The organism is Brevibacillus sp. JNUCC-41 (assembly GCF_014844095.1).
In the GTDB taxonomy this organism is placed as follows: Bacteria; Bacillota; Bacilli; order Bacillales; family DSM-1321; genus Peribacillus; species Peribacillus aracenensis.
In genome coordinates, this window is the sequence record NZ_CP062163.1 from 5,445,559 (window position 1) to 5,463,791 (window position 18,233).

Here is an 18,233-nt window from a genome sequence, read left to right on the forward strand (position 1 = left end):
CTTTTAATCGAATGAGTCGATAGAAAAAGAGGCTAGATCTCCTCTACCCTCTTTTTTCTATCTATCGTTTATTTTATTTATTTTTTGGTGTCGTATCATCCATTTTCAAAACAGCCATGAAAGCTTCTTGCGGAACTTCAACTGAACCTACTTGTTTCATCCGCTTTTTACCTTCTTTCTGTTTTTCGAGCAACTTACGTTTACGGGAAATATCGCCGCCGTAACATTTAGCCAATACGTTTTTGCGCATTGCACTAATCGAAGAACGGGCGATGATTTTTTGCCCGATCGCCGCTTGGATCGGCACTTCAAATTGTTGTCTTGGAATTAGCTTCTTCAATTTTTCAACAATGACCTTCCCGCGTTCATAAGCAAAGTCCTTATGAACAATGAAACTTAAAGCATCGACAGTTTCAGAATTCAATAAGATATCCATCTTCACTAGCTTGGACGGTTTGTAGCCGATCAACTCATAATCGAACGAAGCATAGCCTCTTGTATTGGATTTCAATTGATCGAAGAAATCATACACGATTTCCGATAATGGAATTTCGTAATGAATGCTCACACGAGTCTCATCTATATATTCCATATCAATGAAGTTACCGCGTTTATTTTGACAGATTTCCATGATCGTCCCAACAAACTCCGTCGGTGCCATCATCGTTGCTTTGACATATGGCTCCTCGACCCGTTCGATCTTTTGAGCATCAGGCATATTAGATGGGTTATCCACTTTCAGGACCGTTCCATCTGTTTGGACCACATCATAAATAACACTAGGTGCAGTGGTGATCAGATCGATTTTGAATTCACGTTCAATCCGTTCCTGGATAATTTCCATATGAAGGAGTCCAAGGAATCCGCAACGGAAACCGAAGCCCAACGCTTGCGATGATTCCGCTTCGAACTGAAGCGCTGAATCGTTCAATTCCAATTTTTCCAATGCATCCCGTAAATCATTGAATTTCGATGCGTCAATCGGGTATAAACCGCAATATACCATAGGATTCATCTTCCTGTAACCCGGCAATGGTTCTGTCGCGCTATTCACGGCACTTGTAATCGTATCACCAACAGTCGTATCACCAACGTTTTTAATGGATGCCGTAAGGAAACCTACATCACCGACGTTCAGTTCATCCAACAGCTGGGTCTTAGGGTTGAAGACACCCAATTCGGTAACATCGAATTCTTTGCCAGTTGACATCATTTTGATTTTGTCGCCCACTTTAACGGAACCCTCGACAACACGGATATAGGCAACTACACCGCGGTACGCATCAAATAGTGAATCGAAAATAAGCGCCTTGAAAGGTGCATCGGGATCACCTTGTGGAGCTGGAACCAATTCAACGACCTGTTCCAAAATCTCCTCGATTCCGATTCCTGCTTTAGCCGAAGCCAAGACTGCATCGGAAGCATCCAATCCGATCACTTCCTCGATTTCTCCACGCACCCGTTCCGGATCTGCACTCGGCAAATCAATTTTATTGATGACCGGAATGATTTCAAGGTTGTTGTCCAAAGCTAAATACACGTTTGCAAGCGTTTGGGCCTCAATTCCTTGTGCCGCATCGACAACAAGGACAGCGCCTTCACACGCTGCAAGGCTTCGTGACACTTCATACGTAAAATCGACATGTCCCGGTGTATCAATAAGATGGAAGATATATTCTTCTCCATCTTTCGCGTTATATTTCAATTGAATCGCATTCAATTTAATCGTAATTCCGCGCTCACGCTCTAAATCCATGGAATCCAATAGTTGACTCTTCATTTCACGCTGAGTCATGGCGTTCGTTTTTTCAATGATACGATCCGCCAATGTAGATTTACCATGATCAATATGAGCGATGATGGAAAAGTTACGAATTTTTGATTGTCTTTTTAATTTTTCTTCTCTATTCATGACGTTCACTCCCACTAGTCGACACAATACACTATTTTTTATTATATCAATAGAAAATGCAAGATTCAACAGAATAGTTACAAAAGAAGCATCATTGCAGGGCAAAGGATAAAAAAAGGCTGCATTCCGGATTCGGATGCAGCCTTTTGGCAGGGCACACTCAACTTATTACATACCTAAATCATATCAATTAGTGCTTGAAAGGCACCTGATATGGACTCTCCCAGCGTTTTGCCGATCGATGAAAAAAAGTTGAAGGCTTTCATTTCTTCAAGTTTTTCTTTTTTCGTCTCCAAATCATGACTTGTTACTTTTTCGCCAAGGATATCCGCTTCCATCTCCCCTTGGTCCGATTGGTTAATCATGAATGCACTATTCAAAGAGGGATCTTCATACCCCTTCATTTTTTTCATCCCGTCGTTCGCTTGCTGCATCCCAATCAGAACACCTAAAAATAATACGAGCACGATCCCTGTACATTTCAACCAAAATCGAACCATGATAAGAGAACTCCTTTCAAATCACTTCGCTTCCGAATCCCCGGTCGGGTTATCCACTGCTTTGGCATCCCAGTAAAATTCACTGAAAACATCGGTAAAGGCATCAACGGTCAAGTACATTTCTTCGAAAGTATTATCAACACCGCCAACTTCAATGAGCATGGCATTGCCTGTTAAATCTTGATTATATATACCATTATGGCTAGATCCGCCTTGTTTCATAACCCCTCGTGAAATACCTGGGTATTTTTTCTCCAGTGCTTTATGAAGCTTATTGGCAAGTGCGGCATTTTTTTCATAGTTCGGGTTATTACCCCCGATCACGAAAGCGATTTTGGCATATTCTTTACCGTTAATCGTAATTGTCGTATCTTTTTTCCTCTTTGAATCGCGGTGAATATCGATCAGATATTCTAAATCTTTATTATTGGCCAATGCCGTCTGAACAGACCTTCGGGATTCTTGATAGGATTTGGTAAAATTCAAGCCCTTATTATTCAGATTTCCCATGATATCCGTTTTATCGAGCGAGGAACCAATCCCCTTATCGGCCAGATCTTCAACCATCCGTTCACCGAGTTTCGTAATATTGATTTTAGAATGGTAGGCCAGGTCCGGATTTGTCACGCCTTTTAAATATGGAAGATATGACTCCCGATTATGACTATGGTAAATCTCGACCACTTTCCGTCCATTGGTCGTTTGTTTCGGCTGATTGGCCGCTCCTTTTTCGGGTTCTTCAATCTCATCCAGGTTTTGCAGGGATGCATCCCTTTCTTCATTCAGGACGTCTACTGGCGGCGAAGATTCATATGGCATATTCGTATAGTTCGTTCCTTCCCCAGCAACGAGGATTTCATTATCAAAAATCGAAAAGCCTGGCAGCTCCCTTCCGAGTAAACTTCGCGGGTCCTCGAGTGAAATGTTTGTCGAGACTTTTATCAATTGATTCGTGATCACTGATTCCCGCTTCCCTTCCGGCAGGGCATTAAAAAGATAATGGTTTTCATTGGCCAGCATCGAGAACAGCATTTTTCCCGAGAATTGGTTGGCTACAGTATGTACGGAATTAGAAGATATCCGATACTCCGGTCTTAGGGAGGTCATGACCCCACTGACTGAAAAAACAAAAAGAAGCAAGGCGAGAATACCTAGAAAAGTTTTTATTATTGTTGATCCGTGAACGGCTGTTATGATTCCTGGGGAATTTCTTCTTTTCATCCTTCCACCCTCTCTATAGCTTGTCTATTAATACCTATGACTTTGCTAGAAAGGGTAGAACACCATTTTTGGGCACTGAAAGTGATTTAACGTGTGTAGTAGCCGGCATTATCCTGATTTATTGAATGATGCAAGGCTGCATTTAAACCATTGGCTATCAAATTGGCCATATCCTCAATGAAAACATCGACTTCTTTCGGTGTAACCATTAAATTTTGACCAAGAGGTGACAGCACTTCATAAATCAATTTCCGTTTCTCTTCATCAGGGAGTACACCTATCATTCCCAAGAAGGTTTGGCGCTCCTTTTCACCTGGCATATCCTCTTCGGTCAACTTCGTTCGCTTCCCGAAACTGAATCCAGCTGGTGCCAACGATCGTGATGGTCTGTCCCCTTCATTCAGTTCCTTGCCAAAGTGCTTCAAAATATAATCTATCGTATCGCTTGCAATTGATACGGCATCCACGACGGTAGGTATTCCAATTGCTATAACAGGAACTCCCAGTGTATCCTGGCTCAATTCCTTTCGTTTATTTCCAACACCAGACCCTGGATGGATGCCTGTATCCGTAATTTGAATCGTGGAATTCACCCGTTCGATCGAACGGGCAGCCAATGCGTCAACGACGATCAGGAAATCAGGTTTACTTTTTTCGATGACTCCTTTAATGATGTCACTCGTCTCGATTCCCGTAATCCCCATCACACCGGGGGAAATCGCACTGACCGGCCGATAGCCTTCCTTGACGGACTCCGGCTGCAATTCGAACAAATGCCTTGTGACTACAAGGTTCTCAACGACTGCTGGGCCCAGAGCATCGGGAGTAACATTCCAATTACCAAGACCGACAACCAAACAGCTGCTTTCTTTGGTGATCTTATTCCGTTTCAAGAAGTAAGCCAGTTCGTTGGCGAACACCTTTTCCACCCGTTGCTGCGTTTCCGTATCCTGCTGGCGGATGCCCTGCACTTCGATGGTCAAATAACTGCCCTGTTTCTTACCGATTTCCTTTTCCCCCTCAGCCGTGACCTCGACCAAGGATACCTTCAGATCATCCACTTCTTTTTCCTTGATGATGACCCCTTCGATACGGGATACATCAACTTCCTCTACAACACCTTTATGTTCAAGGGCAATTTCCTTTGCTTCTATCGCCAAATCTGTACGAATTCCGTATTCTCTAAGGTCCAAATTATTTTCCATAACGGCCTCCTGATGTTTGAATTGTATCGAATCTAGTATTTTCAATAGTCTCTCTTAAACATTCTGTCATTTTTGCTTTTTTATTATTCATTTTTTTGGTACAATGAGTGATGACGAGATGAATTTATTCCCGAAATTATAATTCCTTTTCGATTCTCAGTCTGAAGTATTGCATATTTATGAGCAGTCTGATAGAATATCACTTGTGCTATTTGATATGGATTTGAAAAGTCGAGTTCATATAATCTCGATTTCTTTGTAGGAGGTGAACGGAATGCCAAACATTAAATCTGCTATTAAACGTGTGAAAATTAACGACAAAAAACGCGTTCATAACATTACTGTTAGATCAACTATGCGTACTACAGTGAAAAACGCTGAAGTTGCATTAGCTGGTGAAAACGTTGAAGCTGCTAAAGAAGCTCTTTTAACAGCTGCTGTGAAATTAGACAAAGCTGCATCTAAAGGATTAATCCATAAAAATGCGGCAGCCCGTAAAAAATCTCGTTTAGCGAAAAGACTTAACGCTCTTAACGCATAATGACAAAAAAAAAACGATCCAATCGGATCGTTTTTTTTGTGCCGTTTTTTCATAAAAAAGGCGACAGGATATCTGCCACCTTTTTTATCATCTAATTTTTAAAAGCAGCAGCTCAAGCGTGATTGCCTTATCCGCTTGGCCGGTCTTCATTTTATAATCCGCTTCCGCTAAGTCGTTCATGATGCTCAACAGCTCGCGTTCCTGGAATTTCCCCGTCTTTTCAAGTGCCAGCTTTACCCGGTATGGGTGCACCTTCAATTGACCAGCAATTTTTTGCTGGCTATAACCTTGACGGGAAAGCTCCTTCACTTGATACATGAGCCTGACCTGGCCTGCAATGACACTCAAGATCTTGATGGGTTCTTCATTCTGCCTGAGAAGATCGTGCAGTATCGTCATGGCACTCTCCATCTTTCGCTGTAACACATGATCAACAAGCGTGAAGATATTCTGTTCAAGTGATTTAGCAACCAGCTTTTCCACTATCTCGACCGTTATATGTTTATCAGCTTCTGCATAAAGCACCATTTTATCTAGTTCATTCGTCAGCATCATCAGATTCGTTCCTGCAAGTTCAAGTAAAAGCTCTGTAGCCTGCTCATCTATTTGGACTGAAGAAGTTTCGACCCTCTCCTTCACCCACCCCTTTAATTCATGATCACCAAGCTTCTTCGCTTCAACGAGAACCGCCTTACGCTTAAGCTCCTTGGTGATTTTTTTCCGTTCATCCAGTTTCTCATAAGGTGCGGTCAATACAACAATAGAATAAGGGACCGGGTCAGCCAAATACGCTTCCAGTCTTTTTACATTATGTTCAACTCTTGACTTCGTTTTTTCAGCTGTCAAAAAAAATGGGTTTTGCATGAAAACAAGGCGCCTTTCCCCGATAAACGGGAGGGTTTCGACATCTTCAAGCGCAGTTTCAACAGGCGTCTCTTCTAAATCAAATTGAGCAAAGTTAAAATCCATCTCATCTTCGTGAAGGATATTCTCGATCAATAGCTGCTTTGTTTCGTTTATTAGATAGGCTTCTGTTCCATATAACAAGTATACTGGAGCGAATTGCCCTTTTTTTATACTTTTCCAAACGTCTAATACCAATAGAATCCGCCTCTTTACTATGTATTCTTCTCTAATGGTATAGGTGGATGGACCATTTGACAAGCTATAAAGGGAACTAACCCTTAAAAAGGGCTAGTTCCGGATCTATATGAACACTTTCAAGAAAGGCCCGGGTAATCTTCCTTGAAAGCGGGTAGTGTATTCATGTAGAACAAATAATGAGCTTTTCACTTTCGCTTGCTTTGTTTGTACTTATATTTTGACCTCAAAAATCTAAACTATTTGTGTCAACTCTTGTCAGTAAAGGAAATGAAGAATGAAGCCTGTAGATTTTTTTTTGGTAATGTTTTATACTATTAGCAGAAATAGGAGGGGTAAATAATGAACGAATTCGAAAAGAATGTTCAGTCAAAAACAGATGACGTCGCTGATTCCGCTATGGGATTCATCGGTTCTTTTGTATTTTTCGCTGCCATGTTCACCATAGCTGTCGTCATTAAAGCTGTCGGATCCTGATTTCTTTAACTACATGCACTTATTTTTCCTGATGGAGGCTGCCGCTGCAGTCTCTTTCTTTTTGATTTTCTACATACTATGGAAGTATCTTCCGAAAGGTTCCACTGCTTTTGTAATACTTGTAAATAATAGAACCATCCTCGTCTGTCCTGAACACCTTTATGCCATTTTTCTCAAGATTCGCAATTACGTCTCCATGAGGGTGACCGTAGCGATTATCTTTTCCAACTGAAATAAGTGCCGCTTTCGCCTGTATCTGTTCAAGGAAGGCCGCGGAAGAAGAAGTTTTACTGCCATGGTGTCCAACCTTCAAGATATCCGCCTGCAACTGCGGAAATGTGCTCAATAATTCCCTTTCCCCTTCTTCTCCCATATCACCGGTAAATAACCATGACAATCCCCCAAGCTCCGTTAATAGAACTATGGATGAATCATTCTTATTTTCCTCTTTCTTATATGGACTGAGAACAGCAAACGGCGCTCCTCCTCCCAACCAATTGCCCCCCCTTCTCAGTACAGTCATTTTCAACTTTTTATCTCTTGCCACCGACACAAAATCCATATCCCCATATTGCTCTTCACTCCAGCCTCCAATGATGATCTCCCCAACTTTAAAATTCTCAATCAATTCTTTTGCACTTCCCATATGATCTGCATCCGGATGGGTTAAAATGAGTTTGTCCAATTGGTGGATTCCCTTACTTTTCAATAATGGAATGATGATATCATCCGCGGTGTTGAACTTCTTTCGCTTTTTTGCCCACGTGTCGATTGGAAATGTAATTTGCCCACCCGTATCGATCAAATAATTGCCGCGATTGAACGGCAGGATAATTAAAATGGAGTCACCCTGTCCAACGTCGATGATCTGCACTTCACCAAAAGGAGAGAACCTTTGTAAATTATATTGAAAAAGCAAAAGGACAATCATTATTCCGCACCAGATTTTACTTTTTCCAAAAGATATATCCCAAGTCAGGTATAACCCTAAAAGGGAAATAACAAGTAATACCATCATGATGAAAGATGGTTTTCCAAACGGAATGGAAACCAGCGGCAAATCCGATGCTGCATCCGCGGCTTTATTGCAGAGTACGAATGTGAAATTCAATAATGATATGAGGGGTTGCCCCAAGGGAGGCAACAATAAATGAATAAGGAGGGACATCAGCGAAAGCGGCAGCAATATGATGGAATAAAGCGGAACATACAATACGTTTAGAAACACGCCAAGAAAGGATACTTCAAAAAAGTGGAAAAGTAAAATCGGAAGGGCTGCCAATTGGCAGATGGAACTGATGATGAATAGTTGCATTGTTTTCTTAGGATATTGTAAGAAAATGCTTGGAGACATGATAATGGAGAAAGTGACTGCGAATGAAAGCTGAAAACCTATATCATAGATCATGTTAGGCCGAAAAAACAATAATGCCATATAAGTCAATCCGATTGCGGCACCCGCAGAGAGTCGTTTCTTGAATAACAGGAGAAGAAAGAAAAGCATAGCCATTAAACAGGACCTCACCACAGATGGACTTGCACCTGATAGTAACATGTAAACCGGAAGGAAGATTAAGATGGCCACCATCATTCTTTCCCGTGTAATCCCAACCCTGATGCCGAAGTAAAATAACATCCCCGTTAAAAAACTGACATGGAGACCGGAAATCGCAAGTAAATGAACTAGCCCCAATCGCTGGTAATTAGTAAGGTCGTCTTCATCTATATATGTCTGGTCGCCGAATATGAGAGCTGTGACAAAACCGCTTGATTCTTCTGGAAAGTGTTCCATAATATACGTAATTCCCTTCAGGCGCAAATTACGAATCGAAACCGGAATCGAGTTTTCAGCCTTTTTGCATTCTTCAAAGGAAATGGAATCCGCTTTTAATATCCAATGGATGCCTTGGCGAAAAAGATAACGTTGGTAATCGAAACTGTTTTCATTCCTGTTTTTGTCGGGAATTTGCAATGTCCCTCCAGCCGGACATGATAAACCGATGCGCAGAAACCGACTCAGCTTTTCCTGTTCCAATTCGGTTGTGATTTTATAACGAAGCACTAGCCGTTCACCTTTCTCACCGCGCACGAATCCTTTTAACGAATTTCCATCTATATTCGGTTGGTCGGTAAATGTGATGATGAATCGGCTTTCCGTACCATGATAGGCAGTTTTATTTCGGTGATCGGAGAAGGAGGCAGCCCCTAAAAATATCCCCATGATCACCAAATGAAAACATAGGGCCTTCACGCTTAACCCCACCGAAAAATAAAGGAAACAGAGAAAAATAAGGATAATGATCAGCAGCCTTACATTAAAAAAAGAATGGGCCATAACACCAAATGTAGCCGAAACGGCTAGTAAGACAAGATATCTAGCCATGCCTGCCCCCCGTCCTATTTAATTTTCAAATATTTGATTGGCCTGCTTTTCCAACTCCATTAAATCTTCTTTTGTCAGGTCTGTTCGTTCAAGCTGAGCCAGCAATGAGAATACAAAGTCCTTTTTTTGTTTTCCATTAACATCGATGGCCCCTTTTGCTTCAACTTTCTCGGTCTTGACACCAGCCTGTTTGAATAATTCCAGGGCATATGGATGATTTTTGTAATCCTCCGCATAATAAACAGCCTTTATGCCAGCTTGGATGAGTGATTTACAGCACTGAAGACATGGAAAATGCGTTACATATATTTCTGCCCCATCAGTGGGCACCCCAAATTTCGCACATTGTAAAAGTGCATTCATTTCTGCATGTATCGTTCTGACACAATGATTATCAATTACATAACAGCCGTCATCAATACAATGCGTCCCTCCCGCAATGGACCCATTATATCCCCCCGCAATGATTCGGTTGTCCCTGACGATGGTCGCCCCTACAGTGAGGCGTGTACATGTGCTTCTTAAAGCTAATAAATGGCTTTGCGCCATGAAATATTGATCCCAACTAATTCTGTTCATGTTCTATCCCTATCCCCTTACCGCTAGAATGATTTTCTTCAATTTTACCCTCTTCCTGGCCATTTGTGTAGCATATTCAATCATTCATTTAACTGAAATGGAATCCCGTAACCTTTCAAACGTTTTATCGCCGATTCCCGTTACCTTCTTCAAGTCATCGACCTCCTTGAATTTCCCTACCGTTTCCCTGTATTCCAGGATCGCATTCGCTTTTGATGGTCCAATTCCCGTCAAGGTTTCCAATTCTTCCTGTGTAGCTGTATTCAAGTTCACCAGTCCTCCTGATGTCCTCCCAGAGACGGCATCACCAGACGGTCCGACTTGCATATTCTCCAACTTCCCCTCGTCTTCTTCACCTATTTCCGGAACATAAATGACCATTTGATCTTCGACGATTTGAGCAAAATTCACTTTATCTTTATCAGCCATGTCCGTAAAACTCCCCGCAGCCGAAATCAAATCGATCACCCGGTCACCTGCCTGTGCAGTGAATAGGCCTGGGGACTTGACCGCTCCTTTAACGTCCACTTTAATGATCTCAGGTTCGGCAGGCGTTTCCTCTTCACTTTGTTTAATTTCAGCATCTTTTGCAGTAATGGCAAAGATATCTTCCGTATCAGCCGGATCCTCCCCTTGTTGCAAAAAAAAGTAAATGCCTGCTGCCACAAATGCCACGGCAACAGTTACCACAGTTACCATCATCAATTTCCGTTTAAAAATCGCTTCCATTTCTTTACCTCCTTGTTGGATTTCGCACGATACATTGTCATAGGACAGATTAAAAATACATAGTGTTTCTAGGAGAATCAATCGCTTTAAGTGAGAGGAGTTGATCGGAATTGAAGAAAATCGGTGTTATCGGAACCGGAAATATGGGAACCATTTTAATCGAGGCATGGCTGGAGGCAAAAATATTGAATCCGGCGGATCTAATCATTACAAATCGCACGCTTTCCAAAGCATTGGTACTGAAAGAAAAACACCCTGGTATCAAGGTTGCGGAAAGCGCAGCCGAAATCGTCCAACAAGCTGACTTTATCTTTCTCTGTGTAAAACCATTGCAAATTAACAGCCTATTACAGGAAATCAAACATCATATAAAAAGGGATCAGCTGGTTATTTCCATCACAAGCCCGCTTTCAGTCTCCCAGCTTGAATCCGCCGTGAACGCCCCTTGTGCCCGTTTTATCCCGAGCATAACGAACCGTGTGGGTTCAGGGGTATCGTTACTGAGCTTCAGCAAGAGCTGCAGTAAGGAAAAAGTGTCAGCTTTATTTGATTTGGCCTCTGCCATATCGGCACCGGTCATCATTGAAAACGATATCACCCGGGTAGCTTCCGATATCGTCAGCTGCGGTCCTGCCTTTTTCAGCTATTTAGCACAAGCTTTTATTGACGCGGCTTGCCAAACGACGAAGATAGATAAAGAAACGGCTACGACTTTGACTGAGAATATGCTGGTTGGCTTAGGGGAACTGCTCGGTAAAGGGGTTTATACATTGCCGACCTTACAGGAAAAGGTTTGTGTAAAGGGTGGAATAACAGGTGAGGGGATCAAGGTTTTAGAAGCGGAAACCGGGGAAATGTTCCATCATCTTTTTCAAGCGACACATGAAAAGTTTGCAGAGGATCTTCACGAAGTTGAAAAGCAGTTCGGCCATCCTTATTAATATTCGCAATCAATATCTTTAACTCCTTCTAAAAGTATAAAAAAGAAGAGGTCAGACCTCCGCTCGTACAAGTAAGATGTACGAACGGAGGCTCTTGACCTCTTTATCATTTACTGGCTACAAATAAGATTCTTTCGGTTTCCGCTACAAGCGGTGCGTCTTCAAGGTCCGCCAGAATTTCAGAAACCGTAAAACCTGCTTGCTCCAACCACTTTTTATATTGTTCAACCGGATAGGTCCGTTGATAATGCAACTCATCAAACCGGTCATACAGACCGCTTTCATCATCCCTTACGAAAAAACTTAAATCATGTTCCACACTGTAAGGTTCTTCACCTGGGAAGCAGTCCCATATATAGGATACTTCTTCACCATTGACAGCAAACGTATTATCATGAAAGATTTCTTCCATTTTATAAATGGAATGGACATCAAACAAGAATAATCCGCCATCCTTCAAATGCTCATGAACCCGGCTGAACGTCTTGACTATATCTCCCTCATTACGAAGGTAGTTCAGCGAATCACAAAAAATCGTGACACAATCAAATTGGCCAAGTCCTTCGAGTTCTGCCATATTCTGCTGGAAAAGCGGAATTGATAATCTAAGCTTAACCGCTTTTTCATTAGCAACAAGTAGCATTTCATCAGATAAATCCACACCGGTGACATCGAATCCGTGTTGCGCCAATTCAACGGTCATTTCCCCGGTTCCACACGCTAAATCCAGGACTTTCCTGCCGCCAATTCCGTACTGTTCCAGCTTCGCCGTAAGGATCATCAGCCATTTTTCATAAGGTGCGTCCTTCATCAGTTCATCGTATACATAGGCAAAGCGTTCGTACGTCATGAAGTCAGTTCACTCTCTAGATCTTCAAAAGGTGCATCTCCCCATAAACGTTCGAGGTTATAGTAATTTCTTTCATCCTTATGGAAAATGTGGGCCACTACATCGCCAAGATCAACAAGCACCCATTTCGCCTCGTCAAAACCTTCAAGACGTTTTACATTGATTCCTGATTCATCAGCTTTGCTCTTCATTTCACGAGCTATTGCTTGTACTTGTTTTTCAGAATTACCGTGGCAGATCAAAAAGTAATCCGCTACTAGGGAAATACCTTGCATGTTCAATGCCACGATATCCTCCGCTCTTTTATCGTCCGCCGCTTTTGCTGCAATTACAAGAAGTTCACGTTCAGTCATTACATCTTCTCCTTCAAATTCATGATCAAATCATTATATGTCTTAAATGTGTCAGGGTAAATTGCCTGATTTCTTTTCATTAAAAAAACAACTGTATTCCTTAAAGCCTGAATGACAGCATGATCCAAATTTTGCTTTGCCGTCTGCCTGACTTCATCGACACCGGGAAAAGAACGTCCCGGCTCAATATAGTCAGCAAGGTATACGACTTTATCCAATAGGCTCATGCCAACCCTGCCAGACGTGTGATAGGCAATTGCATCCAAGATTTCAGCGTCCTGAATGCCAGCTTCCTTTTTCACCAGATAAGCCCCGACAGGAGCGTGCCACAGCTCCATATTGTATTCAAGTAGAGCCTGGTCCATTTTTTCAGCGATTATTATTTGCTCCATTTCCTCTTTTGGACGAAATTTTGCATAATCATGGAAAATGGCTGCCAGTTCGGCTTTTTTGACGTCGGCACCATACCGTTCAGCAAGTTCTATCGCTGACTCGACCACACCCAATGTATGAATGTACCTGCGCTCGGTGATTTGTTCTTTGACCAGCGCCAATGCTTTCTCACGATTCATATAAACCATTCCCTTTAATATACTTCACCACTGGATCTGCTATTAAATATTTCACGGTTTTCCCCGTCCTTAACTTCCTTCGTATCATGGAAGACGAAATGAACATCTGGGGGACTTTCACCATCGTGATCGGGTATAAGGTCTTTTCGTTATATCCAGGGCGCTTCACACCGACGAAATTGACCATATGCACCAGCTCGTCGATACGATGCCAATTTGGTAAGTACTCAATCATATCTGCGCCAATTATGAAATAGAACTCATTGGTTGGCTCAAGTTCTTTCAGCAATTTTATTGTGTCATACGTATAAGATGTGCCTTTTCTTTCTATTTCAATACCCTCAATATAAAAAGATGGGTTTCCGGCTAGCGCGTTTTCCAACATGGCCAGCCTGTCCATATCGGTTACTTCCTCCGATTTTTCCTTATGGGGAGGAACGTGATTCGGCATGAACCTGATTTCATCTAGCTCAAGGGCATCCAGCACTTCATTCGCTATAATTAAATGCCCGATATGCGGAGGATTGAATGTACCGCCAAGAATTCCAATTTTTTTCATAGATAGGTTCCTTAAGGTAATTTAAGTTGTTTGTTTTCTTTTGATTCTTTATACAGCACAATTGTGTAGCCGATAATCTGAACCAATTCCGCCCGTGCACCTTTTGATAAAGAAAGTCCCACATCATTGCGGTCCTCTTCACAGTTTTGAAGGATGCTGACCTTGATTAATTCACGTACTTCTAGCGCCTCACCAATTTGCTTGATGAGATTATCATTGACGCCGCCTTTACCAACTTGAAAAATTGGATTGAGGTGATGGGCCTTTGATCGTAAAAATCTTTTCTGTTTTCCTGTTAACATGTGTTACCTCCTAGTTTGTTCAAGACAATATCTGTCATTCTTGCTGTATCCGGCATAATGCCTGTCCATATCTCAAATGCGAGTGCAGCCTGGTTGATGAACATCCCCAAACCATTTTGCGTTTCCGCCCCTTTTTCCCCTGCTTCACGCAGCAGTTTGGTTTGCAAGGGGTTATAGATGATATCACTGACAATTGCGCCGGTTTTAAGCTGGTCGACCTTTAACGGTGAATGATCCAATTCCGGGCTCATTCCAGAAGAAGTCGTTTGGATGATTAAATCATATTGTGATAAGCTTTCTTCCGCTTCGATAATCGAGAGTGCCTTCGATACTTTATCATATGGGCAATCAGAAACAAGCTGGGCCGCTCTTTCCTTTGTCCGGTTTGCAATATCAACTTGCTTTACCCCTTCTTTTACAAGGGTAAAATAAATCGCACGCGCAGCACCGCCCGCTCCGATCACTAACGTTTTTTTAGCCTTGATGTCACTTGATATTTCATCGCATAAAGATTTGAAAAATCCTTTTCCGTCTGTATTATACCCTATAAACCGACCATTTTTGTTAACAACCGTATTTACAGCCCCGATTGCAAGGGCCAGTTCATCCACTTCATCAAGGAAAGGAATGATTGAAGTCTTATGAGGAATCGTGATGTTAAACCCTTCTATACCAAGGGCTTTCATGCCTTTCACGGCATCGTTCAAACCTTCTTTCGTCACATGAAAATGATGATAAACCGCTTCTATATTTTCTTTTTCAAATGCATCATTATGAATGTCCGGTGACATCGAATGTGCAATTGGATCTCCCATTACCCCATATATCTTTTTCATAGACTTGACGACCCCTATATTTAGATTAATGATTTGCGAACGATCACATTGACGCCCTTTGGAACATGTGCAACGATTTTCGCTCCCGGCTCATTGACCGTCACCCAGCCAAGACCAGAAAACACAATATCCATTTTACCATCTTTCAAGGAGAACTCATGTGGAATCAGCTTCGGAAACTCCTCGATTTGTTCAGGCCGTGGGGGCGTCAGTAATTCCCCGGCATGGTTTTTATACAATTCATCGGCATTTTCGAGTTTTGTACGGTGAATATTCAATTCATTCGAAAGGTAGCAAGTCAATGAACGCCTTCCGCCTGAGACATAGTCCAACCGGGCCAACCCTCCGAAAAATAGCGTCTGCGCTTCATTCAGTTGGTACACTCTCGGCTTGATTTCCTTTTTCGGCATAATCACCTTGAAGTCCCGTTTGTCCACATAGTGAGCCATTTGATGATGATTAATGATTCCCGGTGTATCGATCAACGCCTGTTCATCATCCAAAGGAATTTCGATCATATCCAAGGTAGTCCCTGGGAAGTGGGAAGTCGTGATGATATCACTTTCTCCGCTCACTTCTTTTATAAGACGGTTTATGAAAGTCGATTTCCCTACATTCGTACATCCCACCACATAAACATCTTTACCTCTCCGATACCGCTCAATCGCATCAGCCGCTTCAAGTATGTGCTTTCCCTTTTCTGCACTGACAAGCAGGACATCAACCGGGTTAAGACCCAATTCCTTGGACGATTGCTTCATCCAATTGATCAACTTGTTCGGTTTTACGGATTTAGGCAATAAATCAACCTTATTTCCGATCAGAAGAACATCATTTCTTCCTACAAATCGATGCAGGCCAGGCAGCCAGCTTCCATTGAAATCAAAAATATCGACGATTTTGACGATTAAAGAGTCGGTTTCGCCTACTTTATTCAAGATTTTCAGGAAGTCATCGTCTGTTAAGGAAACATCTTGAACTTCGTTATAATGTTTCAATTTAAAGCAGCGCTGACAAACGATGGTCTCCTTTTCCAGAGCTGATTTAGGGGCAAAGCCCAATTCCTTCGGATCTTCAGTCTGGACCTTCACACCGCAGCCGATGCACGCTAATTCTTGATGATTGTTCAATTGTGATCCTCCCATTCTATCATTCCTTTTCGTTTAAAAAACGCCATGATCTTTCTTTCAAAATAACGATTGATCCTTGTTCTGAATTCGTCGGTTTGTGCTACAGGGAGCACTAAGATCGTATGAAACCCGCCTCTGTTCCCTCCCAATACATCCGTCAATAACTGATCGCCGATTACGACCGTTTCTTCCAATTTCAACCCCATTGTCTTACGGGCCTTATGGAAAGCTCTTGCCATCGGTTTTCTGGCCTGGAAGATAAACGGAATGTGAAGCGGATCGGAAAAAGCCCGAACCCGATTTTCATTATTATTGGACACAATCGTCACTAAAATCCCATGATCCCGCATATTGTCGAACCATTTGATTAAATCGGGGGTGGCAGTTGGCCTGTCCCATTCAACGAGAGTATTATCCAAATCGGTAATGACTCCCTTAATCCCTCTTTTTTTCAATTCTTGAGGATCTATATTAAAAATGCTTTTAACATGTTCACTCGGCAAAAATAATTTAAGCATATTGACACCTCTATATTTTCGTTAAAATTTACCGTCTCCATCATATCGAATTTTCAGCACACTTTCAAAAAAAATTAGGAAAGAAAGGCCGTCGGTAAAGAAACATCATAATGTATGTTTTCTAATATGGAAAGGCATTTTTCATTAAATAATGGGAAATTTGCAGTCTGACCAGAACAAAAGAACTAATTATTCATAAAAGATTTCGACAAAAATTTCATTTATTCAATCTGTGGATAACTTTACTAACATTTTCCATACTGATGTGCACCATTTCCCCTACCTTGTAAACAACTTAACCACAAGTTATCCACTTTCAACTGTGGATAACAGAACGATTGTTCTCCACGTTTATTTCTGATACAGTAGGGGTACATCAAGGAAGACTTATCAATATATGCAAGTAAACACCAAATTATTACTCGCAATCCCAATTGGAGGTGAGCAGCCGCAAATGGCGTTCTGATGCAAAAACTATCTGATGACCTGTTGCTTGAATCCTATTTTAAAGCACAGAATTTAAAGTTGAGTACCGATTTCATCCGCCTCATAGAAACGGAAATTCATCGAAGATCCCTGACACATAAAATCCGATCAATATTTTAATATGAAATACATAGGCTGACATCAAATGTCAGCCTCTTATTTTCATTTGAAGTTAGACGGCCCTCATGAATCCGATTGTTTCACCCACACGGACATCTGCGGGAATGGATATGTTTCCTTCAAGTTCAAAACTTCCTTTTTCAAAAAGAAGAACCACTGTGGACCCAAAGCTGAAATAAGAAAATTCCTGTCCTTTTTCCAATTCATCCGATTCATCAGTAATGACGATCGAATTTATGAACATGGCCCCGACTTTCACCATTGCCAGACTTCCCGCTTCATTTTGAAGTTCAGTTATTGTCCGGTAATTTTTTGATAAAGGCTCTTTTCCATATTTCATGCCCCATTTATTAACGGGGTACGATTTCCTTCCAAGGGTCCAACGTTTGACCACGGAACCCTTGATTGGTGCATGGATCCTATGGTAATGACTCGGGCTTAAGTATAGCACGAGATATTTGCCCCCTAAGTACTTTTCCAAACAAAGCTCATCCCCGAGCATTTCCTCCATTGAATATACCTTTCCCTTAACGACGATATTTTTATCAGCGCGTATCTCCCCTGAATCCTCAAGAACACCGTCCACAGGACAAGCTACCGCAGAAGGAACTGCCGTAATTGGCCTGGCATCCGCTTTTAACTGCCTGGTAAATAGCTCGTGCAGGTTCGTATAAGCTTTTACCTCCTTACCAAATTCCTGTTGATTAAGATTAAATGTTTTTACATAAAATAAAATTAAGGGCCTGCTCCAACGAGATTGGCTAAAATGCTTTAATAAACCCGATGAATACTGACCATTCGTCAGTTCAATAAGAATGCGATACAAAGACTGAAACAAATAAAACCACTCCAAAATGTAAAATTATTCTAAATTCCCCTTGCATAAATTGTGTTAAATAAAATATTATTATATAATAA

General features: G+C 41.7%; 21 protein-coding genes. 4 read left to right on the forward strand and 17 right to left on the reverse strand.

Annotated elements, in window-relative coordinates:
• Window positions 1–73 precede the first annotated feature (73 nt).
• The 4 genes from lepA to gpr all read right to left on the reverse strand — a co-directional run bounded on the left by lepA (window position 74) and on the right by gpr (window position 4,838).
• Window positions 74–1,912 carry a translation elongation factor 4 gene (gene lepA, locus JNUCC41_RS26345; protein ID WP_192205644.1) on the reverse strand — a complete coding sequence of 613 codons (1,839 nt, stop codon included), beginning with the start codon at window positions 1,910–1,912 and terminating at the stop codon, window positions 74–76.
• 176 nt (window positions 1,913–2,088) lie between these two features.
• Window positions 2,089–2,412, reverse strand: coding sequence for a YqxA family protein (locus JNUCC41_RS26350; protein WP_098369759.1), 324 nt, complete (start codon window positions 2,410–2,412; stop codon window positions 2,089–2,091).
• 21 nt (window positions 2,413–2,433) lie between these two features.
• Window positions 2,434–3,633, reverse strand: a complete 1,200-nt coding sequence (gene spoIIP, locus JNUCC41_RS26355; RefSeq protein ID WP_192205646.1) for a stage II sporulation protein P — start codon at window positions 3,631–3,633, stop codon at window positions 2,434–2,436.
• Window positions 3,634–3,719: 86 nt separating this feature from the next.
• Window positions 3,720–4,838 (reverse strand): GPR endopeptidase, encoded by a 1,119-nt coding sequence (gene gpr, locus JNUCC41_RS26360; RefSeq protein ID WP_192205648.1) that lies wholly within the window; start codon window positions 4,836–4,838, stop codon window positions 3,720–3,722.
• Window positions 4,839–5,112: 274 nt separating this feature from the next.
• Between gpr and rpsT the strand changes: the two genes are divergently transcribed.
• Window positions 5,113–5,379: a 30S ribosomal protein S20 gene (gene rpsT / locus JNUCC41_RS26365; protein ID WP_034308554.1), complete on the forward strand. Its 267-nt coding sequence runs from the start codon at window positions 5,113–5,115 to the stop codon at window positions 5,377–5,379.
• Between the two features lie 87 nt (window positions 5,380–5,466).
• Here rpsT and holA read toward each other — a convergent pair whose 3' ends face one another.
• A complete protein-coding gene (holA, locus tag JNUCC41_RS26370; RefSeq protein ID WP_192205650.1) occupies window positions 5,467–6,480 on the reverse strand; it encodes a DNA polymerase III subunit delta in 1,014 nt (337 codons plus the stop codon).
• Between the two features lie 342 nt (window positions 6,481–6,822).
• On the opposite strand from holA, the gene JNUCC41_RS26375 reads away from it, so the two are divergent.
• Complete coding sequence (locus tag JNUCC41_RS26375; RefSeq protein ID WP_081108861.1) at window positions 6,823–6,957, forward strand: YqzM family protein; 135 nt, start codon at window positions 6,823–6,825, stop codon at window positions 6,955–6,957.
• 76 nt (window positions 6,958–7,033) lie between these two features.
• On the opposite strand, the gene JNUCC41_RS26380 is transcribed toward JNUCC41_RS26375, so the two are convergent.
• The 3 genes from JNUCC41_RS26380 to JNUCC41_RS26390 all read right to left on the reverse strand — a co-directional run bounded on the left by JNUCC41_RS26380 (window position 7,034) and on the right by JNUCC41_RS26390 (window position 10,648).
• Window positions 7,034–9,340 carry a DNA internalization-related competence protein ComEC/Rec2 gene (locus JNUCC41_RS26380; protein ID WP_192205652.1) on the reverse strand — a complete coding sequence of 769 codons (2,307 nt, stop codon included), beginning with the start codon at window positions 9,338–9,340 and terminating at the stop codon, window positions 7,034–7,036.
• Window positions 9,341–9,358: 18 nt separating this feature from the next.
• The gene (locus JNUCC41_RS26385; RefSeq protein WP_192205654.1) at window positions 9,359–9,919 is read right to left on the reverse strand and encodes a ComE operon protein 2; all 561 of its coding nucleotides are present in this window, start codon (window positions 9,917–9,919) and stop codon (window positions 9,359–9,361) included.
• A gap of 84 nt (window positions 9,920–10,003) precedes the next feature.
• The gene (locus JNUCC41_RS26390) at window positions 10,004–10,648 is read right to left on the reverse strand and encodes a helix-hairpin-helix domain-containing protein (protein ID WP_192205656.1); all 645 of its coding nucleotides are present in this window, start codon (window positions 10,646–10,648) and stop codon (window positions 10,004–10,006) included.
• 110 nt (window positions 10,649–10,758) lie between these two features.
• Here JNUCC41_RS26390 and comER point away from each other — a divergent pair, with 110 nt between their 5' ends.
• The gene (gene comER, locus JNUCC41_RS26395; RefSeq protein ID WP_228467468.1) at window positions 10,759–11,589 is read left to right on the forward strand and encodes a late competence protein ComER; all 831 of its coding nucleotides are present in this window, start codon (window positions 10,759–10,761) and stop codon (window positions 11,587–11,589) included.
• Window positions 11,590–11,695: 106 nt separating this feature from the next.
• Here the strand turns inward: comER and JNUCC41_RS26400 are convergent, their stop codons facing one another.
• Genes JNUCC41_RS26400 through JNUCC41_RS26435 form a run of 8 tightly spaced genes read right to left on the reverse strand, consistent with a single transcriptional unit; the run spans window position 11,696 to window position 16,709 of the window.
• The gene (locus JNUCC41_RS26400; RefSeq protein ID WP_192205658.1) at window positions 11,696–12,439 is read right to left on the reverse strand and encodes a class I SAM-dependent DNA methyltransferase; all 744 of its coding nucleotides are present in this window, start codon (window positions 12,437–12,439) and stop codon (window positions 11,696–11,698) included.
• A complete protein-coding gene (gene rsfS / locus JNUCC41_RS26405; protein WP_034308569.1) occupies window positions 12,436–12,792 on the reverse strand; it encodes a ribosome silencing factor in 357 nt (118 codons plus the stop codon). Before rsfS ends, JNUCC41_RS26400 begins: the two co-directional genes overlap by 4 nt.
• A complete protein-coding gene (yqeK, locus tag JNUCC41_RS26410; protein WP_192205660.1) occupies window positions 12,792–13,364 on the reverse strand; it encodes a bis(5'-nucleosyl)-tetraphosphatase (symmetrical) YqeK in 573 nt (190 codons plus the stop codon). Before yqeK ends, rsfS begins: the two co-directional genes overlap by 1 nt.
• Window positions 13,354–13,923, reverse strand: coding sequence for a nicotinate-nucleotide adenylyltransferase (locus JNUCC41_RS26415; protein WP_192205662.1), 570 nt, complete (start codon window positions 13,921–13,923; stop codon window positions 13,354–13,356). Before JNUCC41_RS26415 ends, yqeK begins: the two co-directional genes overlap by 11 nt.
• A gap of 11 nt (window positions 13,924–13,934) precedes the next feature.
• Window positions 13,935–14,225: a ribosome assembly RNA-binding protein YhbY gene (gene yhbY / locus JNUCC41_RS26420; RefSeq protein ID WP_192205671.1), complete on the reverse strand. Its 291-nt coding sequence runs from the start codon at window positions 14,223–14,225 to the stop codon at window positions 13,935–13,937.
• The gene (aroE, locus tag JNUCC41_RS26425) at window positions 14,219–15,061 is read right to left on the reverse strand and encodes a shikimate dehydrogenase (RefSeq protein WP_192205673.1); all 843 of its coding nucleotides are present in this window, start codon (window positions 15,059–15,061) and stop codon (window positions 14,219–14,221) included. Before aroE ends, yhbY begins: the two co-directional genes overlap by 7 nt.
• A 20-nt stretch (window positions 15,062–15,081) precedes the next feature.
• Window positions 15,082–16,191, reverse strand: coding sequence for a ribosome biogenesis GTPase YqeH (yqeH, locus tag JNUCC41_RS26430; RefSeq protein WP_427556825.1), 1,110 nt, complete (start codon window positions 16,189–16,191; stop codon window positions 15,082–15,084).
• A complete protein-coding gene (locus JNUCC41_RS26435) occupies window positions 16,188–16,709 on the reverse strand; it encodes a YqeG family HAD IIIA-type phosphatase (protein ID WP_192205677.1) in 522 nt (173 codons plus the stop codon). Before JNUCC41_RS26435 ends, yqeH begins: the two co-directional genes overlap by 4 nt.
• Window positions 16,710–17,174: 465 nt before the next feature.
• On the opposite strand from JNUCC41_RS26435, the gene JNUCC41_RS26440 reads away from it, so the two are divergent.
• On the forward strand, window positions 17,175–17,315 hold the full coding sequence (locus JNUCC41_RS26440; protein WP_034311351.1) for a sporulation histidine kinase inhibitor Sda: 141 nt from the start codon (window positions 17,175–17,177) through the stop codon (window positions 17,313–17,315).
• A 52-nt stretch (window positions 17,316–17,367) separates the two neighbouring features.
• On the opposite strand, the gene JNUCC41_RS26445 is transcribed toward JNUCC41_RS26440, so the two are convergent.
• Window positions 17,368–18,153, reverse strand: coding sequence for a phosphatidylserine decarboxylase (locus tag JNUCC41_RS26445; protein WP_192205679.1), 786 nt, complete (start codon window positions 18,151–18,153; stop codon window positions 17,368–17,370).
• Window positions 18,154–18,233 lie beyond the last annotated feature (80 nt).

Coding starts and splice junctions, on each gene's coding strand:
- JNUCC41_RS26350 (WP_098369759.1), bottom strand. CDS start 2,412: ATGGTTCGATTTTGGTTGAAATGTACAGGGATCGTGCTCGTATTATTT.
- rpsT (WP_034308554.1), top strand. CDS start 5,113: ATGCCAAACATTAAATCTGCTATTAAACGTGTGAAAATTAACGACAAA.
- rsfS (WP_034308569.1), bottom strand. CDS start 12,792: ATGACTGAACGTGAACTTCTTGTAATTGCAGCAAAAGCGGCGGACGAT.
- yqeK (WP_192205660.1), bottom strand. CDS start 13,364: ATGAATCGTGAGAAAGCATTGGCGCTGGTCAAAGAACAAATCACCGAG.
- JNUCC41_RS26390 (WP_192205656.1), bottom strand. CDS start 10,648: ATGGAAGCGATTTTTAAACGGAAATTGATGATGGTAACTGTGGTAACT.
- JNUCC41_RS26400 (WP_192205658.1), bottom strand. CDS start 12,439: ATGACGTACGAACGCTTTGCCTATGTATACGATGAACTGATGAAGGAC.
- JNUCC41_RS26435 (WP_192205677.1), bottom strand. CDS start 16,709: ATGCTTAAATTATTTTTGCCGAGTGAACATGTTAAAAGCATTTTTAAT.
- spoIIP (WP_192205646.1), bottom strand. CDS start 3,633: ATGAAAAGAAGAAATTCCCCAGGAATCATAACAGCCGTTCACGGATCA.
- JNUCC41_RS26415 (WP_192205662.1), bottom strand. CDS start 13,923: ATGAAAAAAATTGGAATTCTTGGCGGTACATTCAATCCTCCGCATATC.
- lepA (WP_192205644.1), bottom strand. CDS start 1,912: ATGAATAGAGAAGAAAAATTAAAAAGACAATCAAAAATTCGTAACTTT.
- gpr (WP_192205648.1), bottom strand. CDS start 4,838: ATGGAAAATAATTTGGACCTTAGAGAATACGGAATTCGTACAGATTTG.
- JNUCC41_RS26385 (WP_192205654.1), bottom strand. CDS start 9,919: ATGAACAGAATTAGTTGGGATCAATATTTCATGGCGCAAAGCCATTTA.
- yhbY (WP_192205671.1), bottom strand. CDS start 14,225: ATGTTAACAGGAAAACAGAAAAGATTTTTACGATCAAAGGCCCATCAC.
- JNUCC41_RS26375 (WP_081108861.1), top strand. CDS start 6,823: ATGAACGAATTCGAAAAGAATGTTCAGTCAAAAACAGATGACGTCGCT.
- JNUCC41_RS26380 (WP_192205652.1), bottom strand. CDS start 9,340: ATGGCTAGATATCTTGTCTTACTAGCCGTTTCGGCTACATTTGGTGTT.
- aroE (WP_192205673.1), bottom strand. CDS start 15,061: ATGAAAAAGATATATGGGGTAATGGGAGATCCAATTGCACATTCGATG.
- JNUCC41_RS26440 (WP_034311351.1), top strand. CDS start 17,175: ATGCAAAAACTATCTGATGACCTGTTGCTTGAATCCTATTTTAAAGCA.